Source organism: ANME-2 cluster archaeon (assembly GCA_019429385.1).
Classification (GTDB): domain Archaea; phylum Halobacteriota; class Methanosarcinia; order Methanosarcinales; family Methanocomedenaceae; genus Methanocomedens_B.
In genome coordinates, this window is the sequence record JAHYIS010000001.1 from 129,586 (window position 1) to 153,083 (window position 23,498).

The following is a 23,498-nucleotide window of genomic DNA, read 5'->3' on the forward strand; positions in this document are numbered from 1 at the left end:
AAATATATTGCAGACACAGTTTGTTGGCAGCAGGTAGAAGCTGTCACGGTCACAGAGGAAGAGAGATGGATGCTCATTTTCAGACAATAGTCCGGGCAACAGGGAACCATGATGAACCCGCATTATGTGAGATGATCGTACAAAGCCTGTCCGTGAGTGTGAGCAAGAGTTTACGACCACATTGCGCCGTGCTGTTCTCGGGCGGGGTGGACAGTTCACTCATCGCTGTGCTGGCCGCACGCCAGATACCTGACATCATGCTTATCACGGTTGGTTTTTCGGATTCTAATGATATTGGATGGGCGCCTGTGGCCGCACAATTGCTGGGACTTGGGAACAATCACCATTCAAAAATCATTACCCCCGGGGATGTCCAATCGACGATTCCCCGCGTTATGAAGGTACTGGGAACCGCCGACCCCATGACCATCTCACTTGCAGTACCCCTTTTTATTGCCTGCGTTGAGGCAAAAAGCATGAATATCGGCCTGCTGTTAGCCGGACAGGGAGCCGATGAACTGTTCGGCGGCTATCACCGGTATCAGGACATTGCACACGAGGGGATGTCTGCCCTGGATGAAGCAATCGCCGCAGATGTAGCCGGATTATCCCGGCGGGACATCCTGCGCGATAGTACCATTACAAAGGCTGCAAACGTGGAGCTTGCGGTCCCGTTCCTTGAACCCGGGATGGTCCAACTGGGCCTGTTCATTCCTGCCATGTTGAAGGTCAGGGAGTCCGGGGGAGAACGGGTTGGCAAGTACATCCTCCGCAGGGCTGCTGAACAGGTTATGCCGGGTGAGATCGCATGGCGGGACAAGAAAGCCATGCAGTATGGCAGCGGCGTGTGGGCGGCTATGGGCAAACTTGCCAGGCAGGCAGGGTACAGGAAACAAGATAAAGGCTATATAAGAAAATATCTTTATTCGGTTGCAGAGGAAAACAGGATTACGCTGGATGTAACATCATGATCACAACAAAGGACGTTGAACATATTGGCTGGCTGGCCAGGCTGAAGATGGAAGAGGAACAGCTTGAAGGATATGCGGGCCAGTTGAATTCGGTACTGGATTATTTCGGACAGCTGGACGAGGTGGATACCGAGGGTGTGGAGCCCACCTTCCATGTTTTGAAAGTTAATAACGTGTTCAGGGATGATGAGGTCACTGGCTGCCTCACCCATGACGAGGCCACGGGCAACGCGCCCAGGACGCAGGATGGCTACTTCAAGGCCCCCAGGATAATCTGAGGTAAATGGAATGATAACAGTAGCACAGACCCTTGAAGCAATACGAAATTCGTCAGTTGAGGACGTACTAAACCAGTGCATCGACAGGATAGAGAGCGGCACGTTCAACACATTCATCACCGTGGCAAAGGAATCTGCCCTTGAGGCGGCCGGGAAAATGGAAGGACATACCGGACCCCTGGCAGGCATACCCATTGCCATCAAAGATAATATATCGACCAGAGGCATTCAGACTACCTGTGCATCAAAGATACTCGGTGGTTATGTGCCGCCCTATGACGCCCATGTTATCGAGCGCCTGAAAGCGGCAGGGGCCATTATTGTTGGCAAAGCGAACATGGATGAGTTCGCCATGGGCACCTCCACTGAGAGCAGCCATTACGGCCCCACGCTCAATCCCTGGGACCCAGAACGGGTGCCGGGCGGTTCATCCGGTGGCAGTGCTGCCACTGTGGCTGCCAGCGAGGTGCCGCTGTCACTGGGCTCAGATACCGGCGGCTCGGTCAGGTGCCCCGCATCTTTTTGCGGCGTGGTGGGGCTCAAACCCACCTATGGCGTGATATCCAGGTACGGGCTGATCTCCTATGCCAACAGCCTGGAGCAGATAGGACCTATTGCTTCCAATGTTGAGGATATGACTTTATTGTTCAATGTAATTGCCGGACACGATGCAAGGGATTCCACGTCAGTAGCCGGAGAGAAGGATTATACAAAGGCACTGGTGGACGACGTGAAAGGACTGACCATTGGGGTGCCGGAAGAATATTTCGGTGAGGGGATCGACCCGGCTGTGGAGAAGTCGGTTTGGGACGGCGTGCACAGGCTGGAAGAGCTGGGTGCATCGTGGAAAGAAGTGAAGATGGCGCATACAAAGTACGCACTTGCTGCCTACTATGTCATTGCGATGAGCGAAGCGTCCTCAAACCTGGCACGGTTCGACGGTATGCGGTACGGGCTGCGGCTCGAAAAGGACCACGACTGGCATACCACGTACAGCGAGATACGGGCACAGGGGTTTGGCGAGGAAGTGAAACGCCGCATCCTGCTGGGGACCTATGCGCTGTCAGCGGGGTACATGGACAAGTATTACCTCAAGGCGCTGAAGGTCAGGACACTTATCAGGCAGGACTTTGAGCAGGCTCTCAAAGATACCGACGTGCTCATAGCACCTACCATGCCCACTCCGGCATTCAAACTTGGGGAGAAGATAAGCGACCCTCTGACCCTGTACATGGCAGATGTGAACACCGTTCCCATTAACCTGGCAGGCGTGCCTTCGGTCTCATTGCCCTGTGGTTTTTCGAACGGGCTGCCGATAGGGTTGCAGGTAATGGGACGGCATTTCGACGAAGCGACCATTATCCGCACAGCCTATACTTTTGAGCAGAACACTGATTTCCATACCAGAAGCCCGGAGGTGGCATAGATGCGAGAGGGAAGTTTGAAATTGCGCCCATACCTGGATGACGTCGGCGTGATGATAGGGCTTGAGATACATGTGCAGCTGAACAAGCTCAATACCAAGATATTCTGCGGTTGTCCCCTGGATTACCACGATGATGAACCAAACACCCATACATGCCCCGTATGCCTTGGCCTGCCAGGGTCGTTACCTGTGATAAACCGCAAATCTGTGGAATACTCAATCAAGGTAGGACTGGCTCTGAATTGCACGATAGAGGAGCATACCCAGTTCTACAGGAAAAATTACTACTATCCCGACCTGCCAAAGGGCTTCCAGATAACACAGTACGATTATCCTATTGCCTCAAATGGCTACATTAACATTGAGGGCGAGGACGGCGAAGTGCGAATCCGCATCAACCGGGCACACATGGAAGAGGACCCTGGAAGACTGGTACACGAGGGCGGCAGTATCGAGCGCTCCAAGTACACCTTCATCGATTACAACCGCAGTGGTGTGGCACTGCTTGAGATCGTGACCGAGCCCGACCTGCGAAGCCCGAAGGAGGCGCGCAGGTTCCTGGATAAGTTGCGCAACATCCTGGGATACCTGGACGTGGTGGATACGACGCTTGAGGGCTCCATGCGTGTGGATGCCAATATCTCGCTGGCGGGCGGCAGCCGGTCCGAGGTGAAGAATATCAGCAGCCACAAAGGTGCGGAGCGGGCATTGCTGTTCGAGATAATCCGGCAGAAGAACCTGCTGCGGCGGGGCGGCAAGGTGGTGCAGGAGACCAGGCACTTTGACGAGGCCAGGGGTGTGACCGTGAGTTTGAGGACCAAGGAGGAGGCGCATGATTATCGCTATTTCCCCGAGGCTGACCTTGGGCCCATCAGGGTGGCAGACTGGGCGCCCGGGATACAGGAGACTTTGCCGGAACTGCCTGATGCCAGGAGAATGCGGTTCGTGTCTAATTATAGTATCACTGATGACCATGCCAGGAGCCTTACTTCCGAGAAACAGGTGGCGGATTTCTATGAACAGGTGGCGGCAGAGGTTGATTCGAAACTGGCAGCGGTCTGGATAGCTGATGTACTGAAGGGTGAACTGAATTACCGGGACATTGGCATTGATGCATTTTCCAGCGAATATATGGTGGCTCTGGTGAAATTGGTGGCCGGGGATAAGATTTCAGAGCAAAGTGGTGTTGAGGTTATCCGCACAATCCTGGATGAGGGTGGTAACCCTGATGAAGTTGTGGCGGCAAAAGGTCTTTTGAAGGCGGGTGGCGACATTGTGACCACGGCTGTGGTCGAGGTCATTGAAGAGAATCCCCAGGCTGTTGAGGATTACCGGTCCGGCAAGCCCGAGGCTGTGAATTTCCTGACCGGGCAGGTCATGAAGAAGACCAGGGGCCGTGCTGATGCCAAAGAAGTTCGCGAGATGATTATCCAGAGGATTTAAATCAAATCGTTGTAATATCGTAATAGAGGTTAGATTATGAAAGAAGAACGCTGGGGAGATATCGGCTCCAAATTCTCACATGTGACGACCGTGCATCCCTGTTATAACGAGAAGATGCATTTCAAGACCGCCCGCATACACTTGCCTGTTGCACCAAAATGCAATATCCAGTGCGGGTACTGTATCCGTACCATTGATAAATGCGAGCACAGGCCAGGTGTGGCCAGTGGTATCATTGGACCGCAGGAGGCGCTGGAGCGGGTAGACAAGTATGTCAAGGAGATGGAGAACCTGAAAGTGGTGGGTATTGCAGGTCCTGCCGAGGCCCTGGCAAACGATGCCACGTTCGAGACCCTGCGCCTGGTGCATGAGAAGTATCCTGACCTGATAAAGTGCGTTGCATCCAACGGGCTGCTGCTCAGCGAGAAGATCGATGCGTTGAAAGCGGTTGGTGTGAGCAGCGTGACCGTTACCGTGAATGCGGTAAAGCCTGAAACTGCGGCTAAGATTTATCACTGGGTGCGGTACCACGGCAAGACCTACAAGGGCCTGGAAGCTGCCGAACTGTTGCTGGAAAAGCAGTGGGAAGGTATCAGGGCTGCCAGTAAAGCCGGGTTGTTGGTTAAGACCAATACGGTGCTGCTTCCTGATATTAATATGGACGAGATCGAGGATATTGCCAGAAAGGCGGCAGAGTACGGTGCTGCTATTATGAATATTATCCCGCTTATCCCGCTGTACGATTTCGAGGGCTCGGAACCGCCATCGTGCGAAGACCTGAATCTGGTGAGGACGCTGGCCGAGGAGTACCTGCCCCAGTTCAGGCTGTGCCAGCAGTGCCGGGCCGATGCTGTGGGTGTGCCTGGTGAGGAGCCCTGTGGGTCTCCAGTGCAGAAGCGGGCGCAGAGTGAATATTATCACGGGTGAGTGAAGGGGTTATCTGGTTGGGTAGGTTAATAGGCAGATAATCCTGAAAATGCTATACAGGCTCCGTTACAATTTGTACGGGGTATACAAGTTACTTCGGGATGGGTGATTCATGCTCGAATAGTGGATAGCTATCCAAAACCTTTTATTTATAACTTAAAAAATAGTGCTTTTAGAATATTTAAAAATTCATCAAGCTTTCCTGAACAGTTTTCTCTTTTTTCTGCTTTTTTGGGTAGAAAATTCCAATAATTATCCAGGTTCCAAACCTAAAATGTGTACCCATAAAGAAATATAAATCTCTCGTTTTCATGAAATCAAAGAATTTCGTACGAATTTTTTCGTTTATTAATTTTGAATCATCATCTCTTAGCATAACATTTCTTGCAAGCTCATTAAGTTCCCAATCTATTAGTATAATCTTATGTCCTTTGCATTCTGGTTCATCTTTGCATTTAAAAATATATCGTAATTCAACTGGCATCTTTACTTTTTCTCTTTTTTCGAGATAATCTCCTGTTAGAGAAAAATATGCCTGATTGTCGTAGATATTAGTACTATTTATTATAATTTCCACATCAAGTAATTCAGGTTTAATAACTCCGAGACTAGCATTTTCAATACTTAATTTTTCTATAGAGGAAACCAGAGGTTGAATTCGATCATGGATGTCTTCATCAATTAAAGGGGTTATTAATTTTTTATAATTAATTACTCTTCTACTCTCTCTTCTTTTATCATTATCTGGATCAGTAAGATAGACTTCTATAGTATCTTTTTTTTTGAAATCAATCAATTTCTCCCCGTAGCTAAATTCGAAAGGATATAGTCTTCTCCATTGATTGTCTTCATTTATCCCTGCCACACACACCAAATGACCATGTCCTTTGCTTTGTTCAGGTGTGGCTCGTACTAAAACTAAAATATTTTCCTTCACAAATGAGTTACTCCCATACCATGTTGTTTTTCAATCTCTTTAGCTATAATTCCTCTATGGCAGAAATCTTTGTCTGCTTCAAAACACAAAAGTGCCACTCTATTTTTTTCAATCAATTTCATTATATAATTTAATTTTTCAGGATGACTTTTCAGTGTAGTGATTTCATATTTTTTAAAAAGATTTTCATAATCATTACGACTAATAAGATTTTCTCTAGATTTTCCATCTATCCCTAATTCTGGGATGTGAATATATTTTATGTCAACTTTTTCTAAAGAATTTATTAATTTATTTCTAGTGAAAGAAAAATTCATACTAAAAGGATTTTTTCTAACATCTATCAGAATTTCTATTTGATTATGTATCAATACATTTAAAAATAAATCGATATCTTTGCCTTCATAGCCAATTGTAGAAAGACCTGGAATAGTCTGTTTATTTATTGTGGGTATAATTTCACTTTTAACAGTAAATTCTGGAAATTTTTGATAAACATATTCCCTTATTTGACGATCCGATTTAAATCGTTTAACGATTCTTGATACTTTAATTGATCCTCGGGAATTAGCAGTTTTAGCAGCTTGTTTCCCTTTATCAGTTAGTCGCAGACCATTACCATTTTTTGAAATAAAATCCTCTTTTTCCAACATATTAAGATCGGAATATATCATATTGGAAAATGGTCCATATTTATAAGGGAAAAAATTATAAAATTTCAAATTTTCATCAATATTTTCTTCGTAATTTAGTAAAAATAAAATTTTCACCAACATAAATTTTGATGATTCCCCTTCTACCGAAAGTCTTTCAACGACTTTCATTAAAATTCTTTGTTTATGAGTTAAAGTTCGCATTTTATCATAATTGTTAAATTTTCATGTCTTTATTGGTTTCTTATGATATATATTCATTATAGGTTTCGTTCAATTTTATATTTAACCTATACCATTTTTATTTAATTTCTATTTTAATAATAGTTACCTTAGAGTGATGTGAAAGTATTATTTAACAATGTTTCTAATTAAATTAATTGCGCCTTATTTAGTAAAAAAATCAATATAAATTCTAACAAATGAGCATCCTCCAGATGCCCCAGACAGAGCGTAGCGCCGTCCGGAGTCCGTGACGATGAGAAAACATGCGTGTCGCCTATGCAAAAGCGGGCGCAGAGTGACCATCAACACAGATGAAGGATACCAATTTACCCCCCCATCAGCAACATTCGGATTAACATCCGATAACTATATAATAATTCGGAACTAAATCATAATAAACATGTTCAGTAAATTTATCAATCGCACAGAAGAACTCTCATCCTTACACCGCGATTACCAGAGCAAAGGCTTCTCATTCACAGTAATCTACGGCCGCCGCCGGGTCGGTAAGACCGAATTGATACACAATTTCCAGCAGGATAAGCCCCACATCTACTTCCTGGCAGACAGAAGGGGCACCAGGCCAAACCTCTACAGATTCAGGAAAAAAGCCGCAGACTTTTTCGAGGACTTCGAACCCAGTCTGGAAACATTTGACGAAGTGTTCAATTACATAAAGATAAAATGGACCCGCAAAGAAAAACTGGTAATAATTATCGATGAATTTTCATACCTGGCCCAGCAGGATGATTCTATTCCTTCTGTCTTCCAATTAATAGTCGATGAGATGTTAAAAGACGGACCATTCCACCTCATACTATGCGGTTCCTCGGTGTCCATGATGGAGAAAAGCACACTCGCATATTCAAGTCCGCTGTATGGCAGAAGGACAGGCCAGATAAAGGTAGAACCTATTATGTTCAGGCATATCGACGAATTCTTCCCAGGATTGCCCCAGGATGAACTGGTGAAAATTTACGGTGCAGCCGGAGGCGTTCCATTCTACCTGCAGTTCTTTGATCCAAAGGACAAATTCCAGGACCATCTCAAACATAACATATTCGCAAAAGAAGCCGTACTGTATGCAGAAGGCGAATTCCTGCTGCGTGAGGAATTGCGGGAGCCTGCCACCTTCATGAACATCCTCTTTGCCATATCAAAAGGTGCCACCAGACCCGGTGAGATTGCCGCCAGTTCATTCATGGAGGCAAAGGACCTGCCATACTATCTGGACACCCTGATACGCTTAGGTTTTGTGAGAAAAGAGCATCCTGTGACAGAGAAAATCACAACAAAAAAGACCATGTACCGTATCCGGGACAATTTCCTGAGATTCTGGTTCAGGTATGTGCTGTTGCATAAGGACTCGGTAGAGCAAGGGGATTATACGCCGGCAATTGAAGACGTTAATAAAAATTACAACACATTTCTTGGTGAAACATTTGAGCAGATTGGCATAGAGATGTTGACGCAACTTAATGTAGCTGGTAAACTACCCTTCAGATTTCATAAGATTGGCAGGCAGTGGGGGAAAATTCCCCTGGCTCCAAAAGGACAGAATGATTATGAGATTGACATAACGGCAGTGAACAACGATACACTGCAAATCCTGTTTTGTGAGTGTAAATGGCAGGACAGGCAGGTCGGTGTTGACATTTACCATAAACTCAAGGAAAAAGCCAGGTATGTGAAGTGGCTCCCAGATAGAAAAGAGTATTTCGGTCTTATCAGTAAATCCGGATTTACTGAAAATCTGAAAAAGACAGCAAAAAAGGATGGGATTTTGCTACTTACCCTTGACGATTATATGGGTGTGATGTAAGGGAGTATTACTCTCAGATTGAAGTCACTCTTACTGAATGCCCAATCGTCACCCATTTCTCTACTGAATTTGACGAGATCGACCAGTTTCTGGGATACTAAAAGGGAAAGCTGGAACTATTGGACGGTTCTATTCTCCATTTTATAGAATTTATTGAAATTGAACATGAGATTGCTAACCGCCTCAAATGCAAATATCACTGGCAGTCAGAAAATGGTGAGTTAATAGAACGATGGGATAATGTACCCCATCATAGGGAAATTGATACATTTCCCCACCACAAACATGATGAAAAAGGATTATATCCTTCTTCGAATGTTCATTTAACAACAATCATTGACCTGCTTGTGGATAAAATATTGATTTGAATTAAACTATTAATTGTATAGATTATTTCTTATGAACCTCTTTAAATCCACAACCATTTGTTCACTCTCTTATTCCCCATTTACTTCTTACTCCATCTAGCTGCCCCCTTGAAGGACATGGGATTGGATGCAGGTGGGATATGACCGGAAATATAATTCCGAAGAGAGTGTACGTTAAGGCGAAGTGTATAAATATTGCGCATATCATATTATTCTTGAACACAAAAATGTTCCAATAATGAATAAAAAGTGGGGAACTATAATGAGTAACAACAATCAGAAACAGAGATTAACTACTGCTTTTGGGATACCGGTCGCTGACGACCAGAATAGCTTTACTGCCGGAGAACGAGGTCCTGTTCTGATGCAGGATGTTCACCTGCTTGAGAAGTTAGGTCACTTTGACCGTGAACGTATCCCTGAACGTGTGGTGCATGCTAAGGGAGCAGGTGCAGGCGGATACTTCGAGGTTACTGCAGATGTTACCAGATACACAAAAGCAAAATTCCTGTCTGAAATTGGCAAGAGGACCGAGGTATTTGCCCGGTTTTCAACGGTAGGAGGAGAAAGGGGTTCGGCAGATGCCGAGCGTGATCCACGGGGATTTGCACTGAAGTTCTATACTGAGGAAGGTAACTATGACCTTGTCGGGAATAATACCCCGGTCTTTTTCATACGCGACCCGTTAAAATTCCCTGATTTCATACACACGCAAAAGCGTAACCCTGCGACCAACTGTAAGGACCCTAACATGTTCTGGGATTTCCTTTCCCTGACACCTGAATCAATGCACCAGGTAACCATTCTCTTTTCCGATCGCGGCACTCCGGCCACCTATCGAAACATGAATGGTTATAGCAGTCACACTTTCAAGTGGTATAATGAGAAGGGCGAATATTTCTGGGTGCAATATCATTTTAAGACCGATCAGGGAATCAAGAATCTAACCCGCCAGGAAGCAGAGGTCATGCGCTCAAAGGACCCTGACCATGCTACACGGGACCTCTATGAAGCAATTGAACGCGGAGATTACCCATCATGGACGCTCCAGATGCAGATAATGACCCCTGAGCAGGCCAAAGATTACCGTTTAGACATCCTTGATATCACGAAAGTCTGGCCCCATGCTGACTTTCCACCCATCGAGGTTGGGAAGCTGGTTTTGAACCGTAATCCAAGAAATTACTTTGCAGAGGTTGAACAGGCTGCATTCGGCCCCGGGAACCTTGTGCCAGGTATTGCCGCTTCTCCTGATAAGATGCTCCAGGGTCGTCTGTTCTCGTACCATGACACCCATCTCCACAGACTGGGTCCGAACTATCACCTGCTGCCGGTAAATGCACCGAAAAATGCACCTGAGAACAGCTATCAGCGTGATGGAGCTATGCGTACCGATGCAAATGGCGGCAGCGGTCCTAATTACTGGCCGAACAGTTTTCATGGGCAAGAGCCGGATATTTCTGTAAAAGAACCCGGCATGGCCATCTCAGGACAAGCAGACCGTTACCCATATACGTATCCAAACGATGATTTTGTCCAGCCCGGTAATCTCTACCGTGATGTGATGACCGAACAGGACCGTGAGAATCTCGTGGGTAATATTGTTGGTCATCTTGGGGGAGCCCCAAAGCGTATACAACTCCGCCAGACTGCTCTGTTCTTCAAGGCAGATCCGGACTATGGTCGTCGGGTGGCTGATGGACTTAAACTGGATGTAAAAGAAGTTGAGAAATTGGCTAACATGTCACATGATGAGCGAGCAAAAGTAACATCATAGAAACTAATCATACGACCAATGATTGCAAAAACTCGTGTGGGTTGCGGGAAACACATGGGTAAATACACACGCTCTGCCTTATGCTTTGCTTCACATTGATACTCATAATCAGTGTATTTAAATTGAATCAAACACATTCTTAATAGGAGGTATTACATTTGCTTAAACAAGTGATAATCTTACTGCTGTTGTTTGTATTCATTACAGCCGGCTGTACTGAAAAGGATTCCACAACCACCACCACTGTCTCAACCAGTGATGGTGACATGGATATTGAATACAACGTCCCCGAGGGGGCCGAAGACGAATGGTGTCCGGCCGGTACTACCTGGCAGGCCTCAAATCCTCAGACCCAGGAGATAGCATCCATGGAGGTCATTGGTACCATGACCGTAGACGGCGTTACCCTGTGCAAGGCTGTTATGGAAACCAATACTGCAGATGAGATCGCGAAAATGGAGTATCTATGGTCAGAGAACGGCGAGACATTCAAATGGACGTACTATGATGCTGCCGGGAAGGTTGTGTCCTTTATCAGCATGAAAGACGGCAAGATGACCATGACAGACGAGAAAGGTAATGTGGTCGAGTTCGGGGTATGACCTGAAACAGAGACGCTTCAATTCTATGACTTGTATAATTGACCAATATTTTTGATTCCGTGTTAATTGTACGAGTCATATGTTCTTATTTTTCCACTGTCCCCAGATACCTCACTACTGGACACGCCGTCAAACAAAGCCCGCAATGCGTACACTTCTCATTGACCACAGCCCGTCCATCTTTCACCTGAACGGCCCGCACTTCACATTTTGCTACGCACAACCCGCAGCCCGTACACTCCAGCGCCCGCCGGATAGAGGATTCTGCTCTCCCCATCAACCGTCTGGCAGCCGGGTCGGTATCGCTCCTGGCGGTCATAGTCCCGGATGCGAACACCTGCACCGTGTCCTCACCCTGGCTGGACGTGACCACACCGTCCATGGAATGCACATCACCCAGCACCATCACCATGCCCGAATCCTCGATAACTTCAAGGTTCAGGGGCACACCGAAACTCCCCTCCGCAGAAACACCGCCAGCCTTGCATGGCCGGTATCCCGATACCATTGAGAACTCCATGTCACCATTGTACACATTGGGCACCAGGTTGATACCCAACCTCTGTGCCATCTCACGCTGTACCTGCGGAGGATTTTGCCATCTCCACAGCCCGAAATCAACCCACCCCTCACCATAGCCGAACTTCTCTGCATGCGAGCGCAGTTTCTCCTCGAACCGGGCCCACATTTCAGGATGTAATTCTTTGATACGGGACAATTCTGCCATACTTCCTGACGGGCATAACCAGCAACCTATACGGTCGAACCCCTGTTCATACAGCGGATTGTGGGGTGCTCCTTTCCAGAACAGGTATAGCCAGATGTGCAGCGCGGTCCAGTTCTGGATGGGCGAGGCTGCTATCTGGTTACCGACCCAGGGATTCTTCCATATCTTATCACTCCGGGCCCGCCCTTCGCTCTCGTACTTGCGCTGCCCGATGAATGTGAGGCAGCCGTCAGGGAAATGCTCCTCGATGAGCATGGATATAGGACCCAGTTTACACGTCTTGCAGCACCACCTGGCCTCCACGGTTGGCGGACCGAACCGGTCAAAGGACTTCCAGAACACGTCTCCTGCACTGTATATCCTGACCGGCAGGTTGTAGTACCCGGCAACATCGTCAACATTCGCCACGGTTTCCGGAAATTCCAGTCCCGTATCCGCAAACAGTACCTCAAAATCCTCGATACAATCTTTCACCAGCAGCAGGGTAGCCAGACTGTCCTTGCCCCCGGAATAGGAAACGCTTACCGGCCGACGTGTGGACTCGCTTACGTTCCTGATAAACGTCTGGGCTTTTGCTTCAAAATCCTTCAGGATATGCATATTGGCAGAAACGACCTCGTCCCATGAATGAGGGTCAGGTGCAGGCACATTCTCGACTCTCCCGTTCCACCTGGTCTTGACGGCAACACCTTTTGTGGCATCCACCATTTCCCGACCCGACATCTTGGCCCGGCCTGCAGCCACAGACGTTCCCTCTGGAGACAGGACCACGACCTCGTCACCGGGCACAATATCTGGGTCGGCATCTATCACACCTGGAGCCAGGGTACTGGCACCCTTTTCTATGAACGGTACTGCAGAGCCGTCGATCATCACCCAGTTGCTGCGGCCGTTCATTTGTGTGAATATCCGGGCTGCCCCCTCCATCCTGGGCAGCAGCCCCCACTGGCCTGACTCCACATCATACCTGATATTTGCCAGTGCCACACCGTCAGCGATTATTTCTTCCATCCTGTCGTCAGAGGGCACTTTGTTCATGATGACGATGGTCCCCTCAGGTATCAGGGGGGCACCGAACTGTGCTGTGGCAGTAGTATTGATTAAGTCAATATCATGGGAAAATGCGGGCCTGATATCACCGGGGGGAGTGACCTTCACTTTATATGAAACAGAACCGCAGGCACACGTGGAATCCAGCACGGGCAGGTTGCACCGGGGACACCAGTGGAGTACCATTTTTCCCAAATATATTTTAGTCATGTGCCTCCTTATGAATGAGAAGTATAGAAATATTATGCAGGATTATAGAGATATCTCAGCAGATATCAGATTTATAGGATGGGTAAATGCAATATAAAAAAATACTGATGGTCCAGGCCATTGCTCTGTCATTGAACCTGACAGTAGCATTCGCCAAGATAGCGTACGGTTATCTGACCGGTTCCATCAGCATGGAAGCTGACGGATTTCATTCCCTGATGGACGGGGGCGGCACCATGGTCGGTATGGTGGGCGTGTGGGTAGCCTCCCGGCCGGCAGACGAATCCCATCCATACGGGCACCGCAAACACGAGCCCTTCGCCTCATTGTTCATTGCCCTGTTGCTGCTCATCACCGGATTTGAAGTGGCAAGGGGTGCCCTCCTTCATCTCCAGGAACCGGTTTCACCCAGGGTCACCTCGCTGAGTTTTATGGTCATGCTTGGCACCATGGCAGTCAATCTTTTTGTCACCACCCTGGAGACCAGGAAGGGCAGGGAATACAACAGCCCTATACTCACCGCTGATGCCCTTCATACCAGAAGCGATATCTTCGTGTCCATTGGTGTGATATTCAGTTTGATAGCCGTCACGGCAGGCTTTCCCGTAATCGATGTGATAGCAGGTATAATAATCGCGCTGGTCATTGTCAAGTCCGGCCTGGATGTGGTGAGGGAAACATCATATTCACTTCTGGACGCATCGGTCCTTGATGCTGATATGCTGTGCAGGATTGCACTGGAAATAGAGGGGGTTGAAGACTGCCACCATATCAGGACGAGGGGTACGGCCGATAATGTCTATGTGGACCTGCATGTGCATGTAAAAGGGGAGCTATCCATAAATGAGGCACACTGTCTCGCCCATGCCGTGGAGAACCAGATTAAAGAGAGGGTTAATGGTGTGAAGGATGTCGTAGTGCATCTTGAGCCTGTTAGGGATCGTGAATGAACTATTGAATAAACCCGCCTGTTCTGGCGGGTTTATCCCATTTATGCGACAACTATCTCCTGACCCCTCGACTCGGCCTTTATCTCAGGATTATAGTATGAGTACGCACTGCTGTCCGGGATTATGGCCTTGACCGGGAACCGGGCCTGGACTGACAGGTCGAACCTCAATTCTTTTCCTTTTGGCAGGTCGTCCACATACAGGATGACCTTGCGGCCTGCAATATCATATCTGCTTATGATGCGGTCGTTTTTCAGTTCATCCAGCGTGGATACTACCGGGTCAAATCCTGTGGGTACTGCTATGTCAAGAATGAGCATGCCGGTGGAATTTGCCTCTCCGGTATAGTTCACGCGTGCATGGACATCTACGATATCGTTCACAGCCACATTAGCAGCATCATATTCCACCTCGAATTCCAGGTCAGTGAATTCCGGTACATCGGGCAGTATCACATTGAACCGCTTGACGAGCTGGTAGCTGATATCGCCTTTTCCTGACATGCTCAGGGTAACCAGTTCTGTGGAGCCGGGTATCTCTACCATCTGCAGCACATCGTAGTTTACGGTATTCACCCTTACCCTGGTAATCTCCTTCCCATCTACACTGACCGTTATTGTGGCATCGGTATCCTTTGCCTGTGTAGCTGCTGCAGTCATGAGCGCTTTGAAGGCCATGACCGTATCCTGGGTACTACCATACCCTCCCAGGCTGTTGCGCTGTGAAGATATCCATTTCAGTACCTCATTGGCCCTGGCATCCCGGTGCTCGATAAGCACCAGTGCGCCGTAGGCTGTCACTTCAACATTCTTGCTGGAAGGAGGCTGCCAGTACATTTCCCTCATCGGCATCACGGCCGGCTCAAGTTCCCAGTACATGCCGTTCTCATCCTGTTTTGCCAGGTCCATGAGCATATCAAGGGCATCATCTGCCCGGTCACTATCCAGTCGCTCAAGCACCAGCGTGGCCAGTGCAAGTGCATAAGGGTCGTCGCTCTGGTCGTCCAGGTTATCTTCCAGGTATTTCTGCGCATTGTCAAGAGCGCCGGGTGCCCTGCCGTATTCCAGCAGTGACAGTGCTGTGTAGGCACTCAGGGAATACTTACCGCTCAATCCCCCCATCATATCCTGGTGGTGCACGAAACCTATCTGGTCCCAGGAGCCGTCACGGTTCTGCCTGTCAACTATCCAGTCAGCTGCCTCGTCGAGCACCGATTCATCTATAGTGGTCACATCCCTGGCACCGCTGAAGGACTGGAGCACGAAGGCAGTGAGCCAGAGGCTGCCCTCGGGGTCGTTGTCCCCGAAAGCCGAGAACGAACCGTCCCTGTGCTGGTAGGTCAACTCACGCTGGTATCCGGTGATGATGAACATCTCGGCCTTGGCCTGTATCTCGGGATTGGCCTGTCCTGAGGTCTTCAGATATCGTAGTATTTCCACGTCTGGCGCAAAGAGCAGCATGTTCTGCTCCCCGCAGCCGTATGGCATACCCAGCAGGTCGTCCACACCGCTGATGGACTGGGCCACCAGGGACGGAGTGAAGCTGAGCAGCACCCTGCCGGAATCGGCAACGATACCCTGTGGCAGGGCGGCGTCCAGGGTAACATCCTTATCCTGCAAAATACCGTTCATCACTATCTCTCGCTGTGTCCCTTCCGCTTCCACGATGATATCTTTCTTTACCGCATCGGCCCGTCTGGTGGTCTGGCCTGTTATCTCCACCAGCTGGGTACCCACCTTTGTGGGCCTGATGGTGAAATGTACCGGTTTCACGCTGTTTGCAGGAACGGTTATCTTCGATTTGCTGGTGCCGATGATATTGAACCAGTTCTCTCCGGCCAGGGTCACCGTTACCTGCTGGTCTTTGTCCAGATAGTTATACACCTGTACGGTGACCGGGAATTCCTCGCCCCTGGTCACTGCATACGGCAGGTCCGGGTCCACAAAGAAATCCTGGAACACTTTGAGGTTGGTCTCGGCAATGCCGAATCCTTCAGGGGAAGAAGAGACGGCATGGAGCCGCCAGGTAGTGATGGAATCGGGAGCGTTCAGGTCAACGCTGGCCTGTCCCTTTCCGTTGGTAAGCAGTCCGGGTTCCCATATCCATGTCTCGGGGAAGAACTGCCTGACCCGCTTCACTTCCATTAATTCACCCTGGTCATCAGATGGAGGTGCGGTCGCAGAGGGTATGGGCGCACCTGTCATGGCAGCCATGGCAACTTCGGTGCCCATTTCCATGACATCTTCCACCACTATACCTCCAAAGAAACCACCATTTCGCCCTCCTCCCATCTTTTCCTGTTCGATTATTTGCTCAGGAACGTCCAGGTCCGGTGATTTTAGTACCTGGAACCCGGCCTCCTGGATAATATCCTGTGCACCCAGGGGAACAGGGGTCCAGTACTGGGGATGGGCTTCGGCCTGGGGCTCCATGAACCGTTTTTCAAGTTCATCGAATACCTGCCGGAGGTTCAGCCTGCCTTCACTGAGAGCGAATACCGATTCGTCCACTATGGAGTACCCTATCATGGATTTGGAGCCTGCATCAAAATCCACGCGTACATCGTCGCCTGGTTCAACTGCTTCCCGGTCGAACGAAACCTGCAGGTCAACAGGCGCTTCCATGAGCACATCAAAGGGCAGGGTGTCTGCCGATACTTCACTGTTGGGATTGATGATATACGCCACCACTTCGGCCCGGGGGCTCATCTGGGGCGTGACCGTGAGGCTGATATTGCGCTCACTGCTCGTGGCAGAGAACACGGCCCTGCCTCCTGCCATAATATCGTAATACACGGTGCCGGGATTGGTGCTGTACACCGTGAAGGTCATAGTATCCCCTACCTGCGGAGTACCCCTGCTGGTCTGGGCAAGGTGGAGGAAACTGCCACTTGGCGAATATACGGTACCCAGGTTCATGCTCTGGGATGCATCACCTGAGCGGGCGTTCAGGGTTACTCTCAGGATATCCTCAGGCGCCTGGAATTCGGCAAGGGCCACACCGTTCTTTGTGGTAACAGTGGAGGATTGACGCTGCTGATTGTAATTCTTATCCAGGAATTCAAGCTCTATTTCCACATCCTTCTCCAGGGGTTCACCGTCAGGCGTTTCTGTCACTACCAGGACATTGAACGGCATACCGGGTTTGACCAGCCTGGATTCAGGTATGACCTGGAGGACAACGGGTGACTGGGTGATCCTGAGCAGTTTGGTGGTGGTCTCGGTGTGGTCTCCGGTATCGGTCACTGAAATATTAAGCTGCATACTGCCCATGCCACCGGCGCCTGAGGTACCGGCTACCCAGCCAACAGCTGGAAGTTCGAATTCTGCAGAGCCGTCTTCCAGGTCTGCCTCATACGTGGCATATTCTTCCCATACACCTACGTACCGGGTGGCTACAACGTTGACCCTGCCTTCGACTGGCTTGCCGAAGAAGTAGGCAGCATCCACCTGCCCGGTTATTGTATCACTCACCAGGAACCAGTCCCGGGGTGTGGTCACATCCACGCTGAACTTTGGCAGCACGTATTTCTCGACCCTCAGGTCGAGCTGGGTCTGGGCCTGGCCCATATCGGCTTTGACCTTCCAGGTGCCCAGGTTCACTTCACTGGCCAGGGGCATGTCAAAGGATGCCACGCCGTATTCGTTGGTGTCCAGGGTCTCCTTGAATATCTTGATGCCTTTGGCATCTGATATCTCAATGGTGCACTGGCCTGATACGGGTATGAGCTTGTTGTTCAGGGACAGGATCCGGCCGTGGATGACCTGCCCGGGTTTGTATATGGGTTTATCGGTCTCGAGGAACAGGGCGCTGCTGTTTGCTATCCTGACACTGCCGTTGAACGTGGCATTGGAGCCGGCAGGCTGGGCCACCAGGGTATAGGTGCCGGGGTCCAGGTCAGGGACATCAAAGGCGGCCACGGCGTGACCGGACGGACCCGTCGAGCCCCGCGTAAGGGTGGTTGCCACACCGGCGGCGTCCACCAGCATGAAGCTGATGCTCTGCTCCACCGGGAACCCTTTTTCAGATGCAGCAATGGTAATGGCTGATTCGCCGCCCGTAAACATGACACGGGGGGCGAGAATCAGGAGGTCGCTGCCTGTATAGGAGGCGGTTGGGTCGTAGGGACGCGCAGGCTGGTTGATCAGTTTTGTAATGGGTTGGGTGATGGTGGGAAAGACGATCAGAAGTATGAGGAACAGGACCAGTAGCGAGATGAATAGGGGTATTTTCTTATCAGGGTTCATGGGTTGAGGACTCCTTGGGATTTTTTGGATTCTTATAGGGAAGATTGGTGTGACAACCTTATAAAGATTGTTTAGACTTCGAATGGGTTCGCAGTTATGGTTCAGGAGGAAGGAATGACTGCAACTCAATAAGTATGCAGGATCTGGAATATCCCCCCCATGAAGACATTAATATTACATCAGTTGAATTATAACAGACATGATTCCCATGACACCCCAGCAACCCCCCTCACAAAAGCACAACGAGAATTGCATGGTCTGCGGCTCTGAACTACAATACCTTGACCGCCCCGCCAGCAGTACATGCATCTACTGCAACAAAACCGAAGAGGGATATTTCGTATGCCCCAACGGTCATTATGTGTGCGACCCGTGCCATAGCGCCGGTGCCCTGGAAATAATTGAGCGGGCCTGCACAGCATCAGCTTCCACTAACCCCATGGAGCTGGCACTGTCCATCATGCGTCATCCCGGCATACCCATGCACGGCTCTGAGCACCACGGCATGATAGCGGCCGTGCTGGTGGCCGCCCACAGGAACATCACAGGCGAAGGCACCGAAGATGACGTAAGGGAGGCTATCCGGCGGGGCAGCCAGGTACCGGCAGGATACTGCGGGTTGTTCGGCACCGATGCGGCCGCCATTGCCACCGGTATTGCCATTGCTGTGATACTCAGGGCCACCCCTTTATCCGATGTTGAGCGCAGCCGCGGCATAACCATGACCTCGAGGGCGCTGGCAGCCATATCCAACAACCGGGGGCCCAGGTGCTGCAAGCGCAGTACCATGACCGTGCTGGAAGTGGCAACCGAGTACTTCAGGGAAGTGCTGGGTGTGGAGTTCGGGCATGTACCTGCAGCACGGCTGCGATGCGAACACAGCCACCGCAATAAAGTATGTGCGAAAGTGGATTGCAGATATTATCCAGGTTAATTTTCCATGTTCCCGGAAGATAATGGTCTTCTCTCACGTTTTAACGAGCGACTGATAGAACACGGACCTGACACGGGCACAGTTTCGCTGTTCAGGACCATCATATATGACTATTATCTTGAAAACGGGAGGGACCAGCCATGGAGACACACCACCGATCCCTATCACATCTACGTATCTGAGATCATGCTCCAGCAGACCCAGGTGGAACGGGTGCTTGGCAAGTACGGGGAATTTATTACTGTATTCCCTGATTTCACAACCCTTGCTAATGCGCCACTGGAGGATGTGCTGCGGGTCTGGCAGGGTATGGGATACAACCGGCGGGCTAAAGCATTGAGGGAAGGAGCGCGGCGAGTAGTGAATGAATTCAACGGGAGCCTGCCGGATGATGTAGAAATCCTGTCCACCTTTCCCGGTATCGGCAAGGCCACTGCATGTTCGATTGCTGCTTTTGCCTTCAATAAACCTGTCGTGTTCATCGAGACCAATATAAGGCGTGTGTTCATTCATTTCTTTTTCCACGACCGGGAATCCATCCAGGATAGTGACATCGTTCCCCTGGTTGAAAAAACGCTTGACAGGTCAGACCCCAGGCAATGGTACTATGCCCTCATGGATTATGGTTCCATGTTGAAAAAGCACATCCTAAATCCCAACCGAAAGAGTACTTCCTATGCCCGGCAATCGCCATTCGAAGGTTCAGACCGCCAGATACGGGGAGCGGTATTGAAGAAACTTCTGGAAACGGGGGAAATGGATGAAAATGAACTTATTGCATTGCTCGATGAGAACCGTGAGCGTGTCAGGAACATCATTCAACAGATGAAACACGAGGGTTTTATTCAGGAGACAGAGAATAGAATGCGCATCTGCTGAATTATTCGCATGATACTGTTCTTTCCGGAAACATGTGAAAACATATATTTGCCTTCGGATACATCAGAACAATGGGGTTACATGTGCTATCTCTCTTTAATAGTCTCACCAGGCAGGTCGAACAATTTCGACCAATGAAGGAAGGTGAAGTGAAAATGTTCACCTGCGGCCCGTCCATCTACCAGCGGCCGCATATAGGGAATTACCGCACGTTCCTGTTCGAGGACGTGCTGCAGCGCTATCTTGAGTACCAGGGATATACGGTCACACGGGCACTGAATTGCACTGACGTGGAAGAAAAGTCTATCCTTGAAGCCAAAAAACACGCTATGGATGTACTGGAATTTACGGGAAAATACAGCAAGCTGTTCTTCCAGGACCTTGCTTTGTTGAAGATACGACCTCCCACGTTCAATCCCCGTTCATCCACATCCATTGACCAGGCGGTGGATATCATACAGAACCTGCTGGAAAAAGGCTATGCATACTGGTACAGGGGGAATGTGTACTTTGACCCGCTCAAGTTCGATGATTTCGGTAAACTGGGACGGCCCGACCTGTCCCGGTGGCCGAAGACCAGGCGCCGCTTTCACAGGGATACCTATCCAGGCAACTACTGGAACCTTGGCGATTTCATTCTCTGGCACGGGTACCGGGAGGGTGATACCGTGTACTGGGACACAAGCATCGGCAGGGGCAGGCCTGCATGGAACGTCCAGGACCCTGCCATGGTATTGCAGACACTGGGACCTTCACTGGACATCTGCTGCGGCGGAGAGGATAATATGGTACGGCACCATGATTATACCATAGCCATTGTCGAATCGGTCACCGGTAAAAAGATGGCAAATTACTGGCTGCACGGGGCACATCTGCTGGTGGATGGCAGGAAGATGTCCAAGAGCAAAGGCAATGTGGTCTATCCTGATGACCTGCTGGATAAGGGGTATTCTGCACAAGAGATACGTTTCTTTCTTCTTTATGGTAGTTACCGGAAGCGTCTGAACTTTACTTATGATAAGTTTACGAAGGTGACAGGTAAATTATCACAGGTACAGAATGTGATCGATACTATCAGGAATGCAGATGATAGCAATGTATCCGGCAATAACGTAGAGGAATTTACAGAGCGTTTAAAGGCTGGTTTTGAAAAGAACATGGATAATGACCTTGATGTCAGGCAGGCATTTAACGATATTTCCCATACATTGTCACTGTTGTCAGGACTTCTTGTACAAAAAGGTGCAGCAAAGCGGGATGTAGGGAAGATCGTTCGTGTGTTGACTGAAATTGATAGCGTATTACAGGTATTCGGGCTGGCAGAGAATTAAGTTATAAGTTTCTTTTTCATCAGGTTCACTGACAATACGAAAAAAAGTGTCGCTGCAAATACGATCCATGCAAGATTGAACAACAGGTGAACGGTAGGAGTACCTAAGGTCAGGGACCGGACAATCATGACCACATGGGTCAGCGGTAGCACTGCCAGTGCAAAATACTGTACCTGTACGGGGAGAAGGGACAGCGGGAAGAATGTGCCGGAAAAGAGGAACATGGGTGTTATGAACAAAAAGGCCGGGTAATTGAGTGCGGTTATGTTTGGCGAGATTGCTGTAAAACACATTGCTATAGAGGCAAAGAGCAGTCCACCCAGGAATGAGAACGGGATTATCAGCAGGGACAAAGGCAGGTCGATAAGCCCGAAAGCAGCAAGTACCGGAAGCATTATTGTTGCATTTATCAAACTTCTGGTTGCTCCCCACAACAATTCACCTGCTATCACTTCATCAATGCTCAAGGGTGTCGAGATCATGGCATCATAGGTCTTCTGGTAGTACATCCTGACATATGAAGAATACGTACACTCAAAAAAAGAAGAGTTCATGATCGAAATCGCTATCAGGGCCGGCGCTATGAACTTTGCGTAAGAGACACCTTCGATGTCCTCGATAAACACACCCAGGCCAAATCCGAGCGCAAAAAGATATAACAGGGGTTCAAGGAAAGGTGGCAGGAAATTTACCTTATAGGTTTGTTGGAACACGTCCCAGTTCCGGAGCCATACCTTCATGATGCGCTTGCTGAGCACAGGAATGTGAAAATATGACATAATAGTTATCATATTCATCATTCTCTCAACTTCCTGCCCGTTAATTTCAGGAACACGTCCTCCAGGGTTGCCGAACGTGCAGTAATTTTCCCGAGCCGGCATTCCTTCAACAGGTGGGATGTGACATGCTCCGGGTCGTTGGTATACACCTGTATTGTATCACCTATGATCTCATAGTCTGCGACCATATCATCAAGGCATGCCAGGATCTCGGGGCCGTTCCCGACCTCCACAATATCGGTGCCGATATTTTTCTGTACCATCTCTTTCGGGCTTCCTTCCTCCAGTATCCTGCCATTATCCATGATAACAAGCCTGTCGCACAGGTGTGCGGCCTCATCAAGATAATGAGTGGTGAGCACAATGGTGACCTTCTTATCCCGCAGGCTCCTGAGCTTGTCCCAGATAAGGTGCCTTGCCTGGGGGTCCAGTCCCACCGTGGGTTCATCCAGGATCAGCAGGCGCGGTCTGTTGATAAGGGCCCTTGCCAGGATCAAACGCCGCTTCATACCACCTGAGAGCTGCTCGATATTGACATTCTTTTTCTCATTTAGCTGGACGAAATCCAGCAGTTCATCAGTAACCTTCCTGGCATCATTGCGGCTCATGTCAAAATATCGTGAAAAGACCATCAGGTTCTCGTATACGCTAAAATCCGGGTCCAGGTTCGTCTCCTGGGGAACGACGCCCAACAATCTCTTGATGTCGGACTGGCTGGTATTCACATCCATGCCGAACACGTCAAGTTTTCCCGCGGTCCTGGGTGATACACACTGGATCATCTTCATTGCTGTGGTCTTACCGGCACCGTTGGGACCCAAAAAACCGAACACTTCTCCTTCTTCCACAGTAAAGCTTATCCCGTCAACAGCTACGAATTCACCGAACGTCTTTACAAGGTCTTCAGCAACGATAATAGAAGAGATAGCCTACCACCACATTACTATTGAATATGGAATTGG

The 23,498-nt window shown here is 49.2% G+C and carries 19 protein-coding genes; 13 read left to right on the top strand and 6 right to left on the bottom strand.

Features of this window, described 5'->3' with window-relative positions:
• The first annotated feature begins 23 nt into the window (after window positions 1-23).
• From K0A89_00785 to K0A89_00805, 5 genes are read left to right on the top strand one after another with little or no spacing between them, the layout of a single operon-like run.
• The gene (locus K0A89_00785; GenBank protein MBW6517025.1) at window positions 24-971 is read left to right on the top strand and encodes an asparagine synthase C-terminal domain-containing protein; all 948 of its coding nucleotides are present in this window, start codon (window positions 24-26) and stop codon (window positions 969-971) included.
• Window positions 968-1,249 carry an Asp-tRNA(Asn)/Glu-tRNA(Gln) amidotransferase subunit GatC gene (gene gatC, locus K0A89_00790; GenBank protein ID MBW6517026.1) on the top strand — a complete coding sequence of 94 codons (282 nt, stop codon included), beginning with the start codon at window positions 968-970 and terminating at the stop codon, window positions 1,247-1,249. Before K0A89_00785 ends, gatC begins: the two co-directional genes overlap by 4 nt.
• A 10-nt stretch (window positions 1,250-1,259) precedes the next feature.
• The gene (gene gatA / locus K0A89_00795) at window positions 1,260-2,675 is read left to right on the top strand and encodes an Asp-tRNA(Asn)/Glu-tRNA(Gln) amidotransferase subunit GatA (GenBank protein MBW6517027.1); all 1,416 of its coding nucleotides are present in this window, start codon (window positions 1,260-1,262) and stop codon (window positions 2,673-2,675) included.
• Window positions 2,676-4,118, top strand: coding sequence for an Asp-tRNA(Asn)/Glu-tRNA(Gln) amidotransferase subunit GatB (gatB, locus tag K0A89_00800; GenBank protein MBW6517028.1), 1,443 nt, complete (start codon window positions 2,676-2,678; stop codon window positions 4,116-4,118).
• A 36-nt stretch (window positions 4,119-4,154) separates the two neighbouring features.
• The gene (locus tag K0A89_00805) at window positions 4,155-5,045 is read left to right on the top strand and encodes a radical SAM protein (protein MBW6517029.1); all 891 of its coding nucleotides are present in this window, start codon (window positions 4,155-4,157) and stop codon (window positions 5,043-5,045) included.
• A 181-nt stretch (window positions 5,046-5,226) separates the two neighbouring features.
• Here the strand turns inward: K0A89_00805 and K0A89_00810 are convergent, their stop codons facing one another.
• Window positions 5,227-5,982 (bottom strand): hypothetical protein, encoded by a 756-nt coding sequence (locus K0A89_00810; protein ID MBW6517030.1) that lies wholly within the window; start codon window positions 5,980-5,982, stop codon window positions 5,227-5,229.
• A complete protein-coding gene (locus K0A89_00815) occupies window positions 5,979-6,839 on the bottom strand; it encodes a DUF488 family protein (GenBank protein MBW6517031.1) in 861 nt (286 codons plus the stop codon). Before K0A89_00815 ends, K0A89_00810 begins: the two co-directional genes overlap by 4 nt.
• Before the next feature lie 421 nt (window positions 6,840-7,260).
• Here K0A89_00815 and K0A89_00820 point away from each other — a divergent pair, with 421 nt between their 5' ends.
• The 4 genes from K0A89_00820 to K0A89_00835 all read left to right on the top strand — a co-directional run bounded on the left by K0A89_00820 (window position 7,261) and on the right by K0A89_00835 (window position 11,429).
• Complete coding sequence (locus tag K0A89_00820) at window positions 7,261-8,682, top strand: ATP-binding protein (protein MBW6517032.1); 1,422 nt, start codon at window positions 7,261-7,263, stop codon at window positions 8,680-8,682.
• A gap of 119 nt (window positions 8,683-8,801) precedes the next feature.
• The gene (locus tag K0A89_00825) at window positions 8,802-9,050 is read left to right on the top strand and encodes a hypothetical protein (GenBank protein MBW6517033.1); all 249 of its coding nucleotides are present in this window, start codon (window positions 8,802-8,804) and stop codon (window positions 9,048-9,050) included.
• A gap of 262 nt (window positions 9,051-9,312) precedes the next feature.
• Window positions 9,313-10,827: a catalase gene (locus K0A89_00830; protein ID MBW6517034.1), complete on the top strand. Its 1,515-nt coding sequence runs from the start codon at window positions 9,313-9,315 to the stop codon at window positions 10,825-10,827.
• Between the two features lie 185 nt (window positions 10,828-11,012).
• Complete coding sequence (locus K0A89_00835) at window positions 11,013-11,429, top strand: hypothetical protein (GenBank protein MBW6517035.1); 417 nt, start codon at window positions 11,013-11,015, stop codon at window positions 11,427-11,429.
• Window positions 11,430-11,514: 85 nt separating this feature from the next.
• Here the strand turns inward: K0A89_00835 and K0A89_00840 are convergent, their stop codons facing one another.
• Complete coding sequence (locus tag K0A89_00840) at window positions 11,515-13,416, bottom strand: phosphoadenosine phosphosulfate reductase family protein (GenBank protein ID MBW6517036.1); 1,902 nt, start codon at window positions 13,414-13,416, stop codon at window positions 11,515-11,517.
• Between the two features lie 86 nt (window positions 13,417-13,502).
• On the opposite strand from K0A89_00840, the gene K0A89_00845 reads away from it, so the two are divergent.
• A complete protein-coding gene (locus K0A89_00845) occupies window positions 13,503-14,366 on the top strand; it encodes a cation diffusion facilitator family transporter (GenBank protein MBW6517037.1) in 864 nt (287 codons plus the stop codon).
• 41 nt (window positions 14,367-14,407) lie between these two features.
• On the opposite strand, the gene K0A89_00850 is transcribed toward K0A89_00845, so the two are convergent.
• On the bottom strand, window positions 14,408-18,613 hold the full coding sequence (locus K0A89_00850) for an alpha-2-macroglobulin (GenBank protein ID MBW6517038.1): 4,206 nt from the start codon (window positions 18,611-18,613) through the stop codon (window positions 14,408-14,410).
• 199 nt (window positions 18,614-18,812) lie between these two features.
• Here K0A89_00850 and K0A89_00855 point away from each other — a divergent pair, with 199 nt between their 5' ends.
• The 3 genes from K0A89_00855 to K0A89_00865 all read left to right on the top strand — a co-directional run bounded on the left by K0A89_00855 (window position 18,813) and on the right by K0A89_00865 (window position 21,757).
• Window positions 18,813-19,547: a radical SAM protein gene (locus K0A89_00855; GenBank protein ID MBW6517039.1), complete on the top strand. Its 735-nt coding sequence runs from the start codon at window positions 18,813-18,815 to the stop codon at window positions 19,545-19,547.
• A 6-nt stretch (window positions 19,548-19,553) separates the two neighbouring features.
• On the top strand, window positions 19,554-20,426 hold the full coding sequence (locus K0A89_00860; GenBank protein MBW6517040.1) for a hypothetical protein: 873 nt from the start codon (window positions 19,554-19,556) through the stop codon (window positions 20,424-20,426).
• A gap of 71 nt (window positions 20,427-20,497) precedes the next feature.
• Entirely contained in the window at window positions 20,498-21,757 is a 1,260-nt protein-coding gene (locus K0A89_00865) for a class I tRNA ligase family protein (GenBank protein MBW6517041.1), read from the top strand.
• Here the strand turns inward: K0A89_00865 and K0A89_00870 are convergent.
• Both K0A89_00870 and K0A89_00875 read right to left on the bottom strand, forming a co-directional pair.
• A complete protein-coding gene (locus K0A89_00870; GenBank protein MBW6517042.1) occupies window positions 21,754-22,536 on the bottom strand; it encodes an ABC transporter permease in 783 nt (260 codons plus the stop codon). The two genes, K0A89_00865 and K0A89_00870, sit on opposite strands and share 4 nt — an antisense overlap.
• A 17-nt stretch (window positions 22,537-22,553) precedes the next feature.
• The gene (locus K0A89_00875) at window positions 22,554-23,462 is read right to left on the bottom strand and encodes an ATP-binding cassette domain-containing protein (protein MBW6517043.1); all 909 of its coding nucleotides are present in this window, start codon (window positions 23,460-23,462) and stop codon (window positions 22,554-22,556) included.
• Window positions 23,463-23,498 lie beyond the last annotated feature (36 nt).

What these genes read in the sequence shown, in the direction of transcription:
- gatC (MBW6517026.1), top strand. Translation starts at nt 968, where the DNA reads ATGATCACAACAAAGGACGTTGAACATATTGGCTGGCTGGCCAGGCTG.
- gatA (MBW6517027.1), top strand. Translation starts at nt 1,260, where the DNA reads ATGATAACAGTAGCACAGACCCTTGAAGCAATACGAAATTCGTCAGTT.
- gatB (MBW6517028.1), top strand. Translation starts at nt 2,676, where the DNA reads ATGCGAGAGGGAAGTTTGAAATTGCGCCCATACCTGGATGACGTCGGC.
- K0A89_00805 (MBW6517029.1), top strand. Translation starts at nt 4,155, where the DNA reads ATGAAAGAAGAACGCTGGGGAGATATCGGCTCCAAATTCTCACATGTG.
- K0A89_00815 (MBW6517031.1), bottom strand. Translation starts at nt 6,839, where the DNA reads ATGCGAACTTTAACTCATAAACAAAGAATTTTAATGAAAGTCGTTGAA.
- K0A89_00820 (MBW6517032.1), top strand. Translation starts at nt 7,261, where the DNA reads ATGTTCAGTAAATTTATCAATCGCACAGAAGAACTCTCATCCTTACAC.
- K0A89_00830 (MBW6517034.1), top strand. Translation starts at nt 9,313, where the DNA reads ATGAGTAACAACAATCAGAAACAGAGATTAACTACTGCTTTTGGGATA.
- K0A89_00840 (MBW6517036.1), bottom strand. Translation starts at nt 13,416, where the DNA reads ATGACTAAAATATATTTGGGAAAAATGGTACTCCACTGGTGTCCCCGG.
- K0A89_00845 (MBW6517037.1), top strand. Translation starts at nt 13,503, where the DNA reads ATGCAATATAAAAAAATACTGATGGTCCAGGCCATTGCTCTGTCATTG.
- K0A89_00850 (MBW6517038.1), bottom strand. Translation starts at nt 18,613, where the DNA reads ATGAACCCTGATAAGAAAATACCCCTATTCATCTCGCTACTGGTCCTG.
- K0A89_00855 (MBW6517039.1), top strand. Translation starts at nt 18,813, where the DNA reads ATGATTCCCATGACACCCCAGCAACCCCCCTCACAAAAGCACAACGAG.
- K0A89_00860 (MBW6517040.1), top strand. Translation starts at nt 19,554, where the DNA reads ATGTTCCCGGAAGATAATGGTCTTCTCTCACGTTTTAACGAGCGACTG.
- K0A89_00865 (MBW6517041.1), top strand. Translation starts at nt 20,498, where the DNA reads ATGGGGTTACATGTGCTATCTCTCTTTAATAGTCTCACCAGGCAGGTC.
- K0A89_00870 (MBW6517042.1), bottom strand. Translation starts at nt 22,536, where the DNA reads ATGTCATATTTTCACATTCCTGTGCTCAGCAAGCGCATCATGAAGGTA.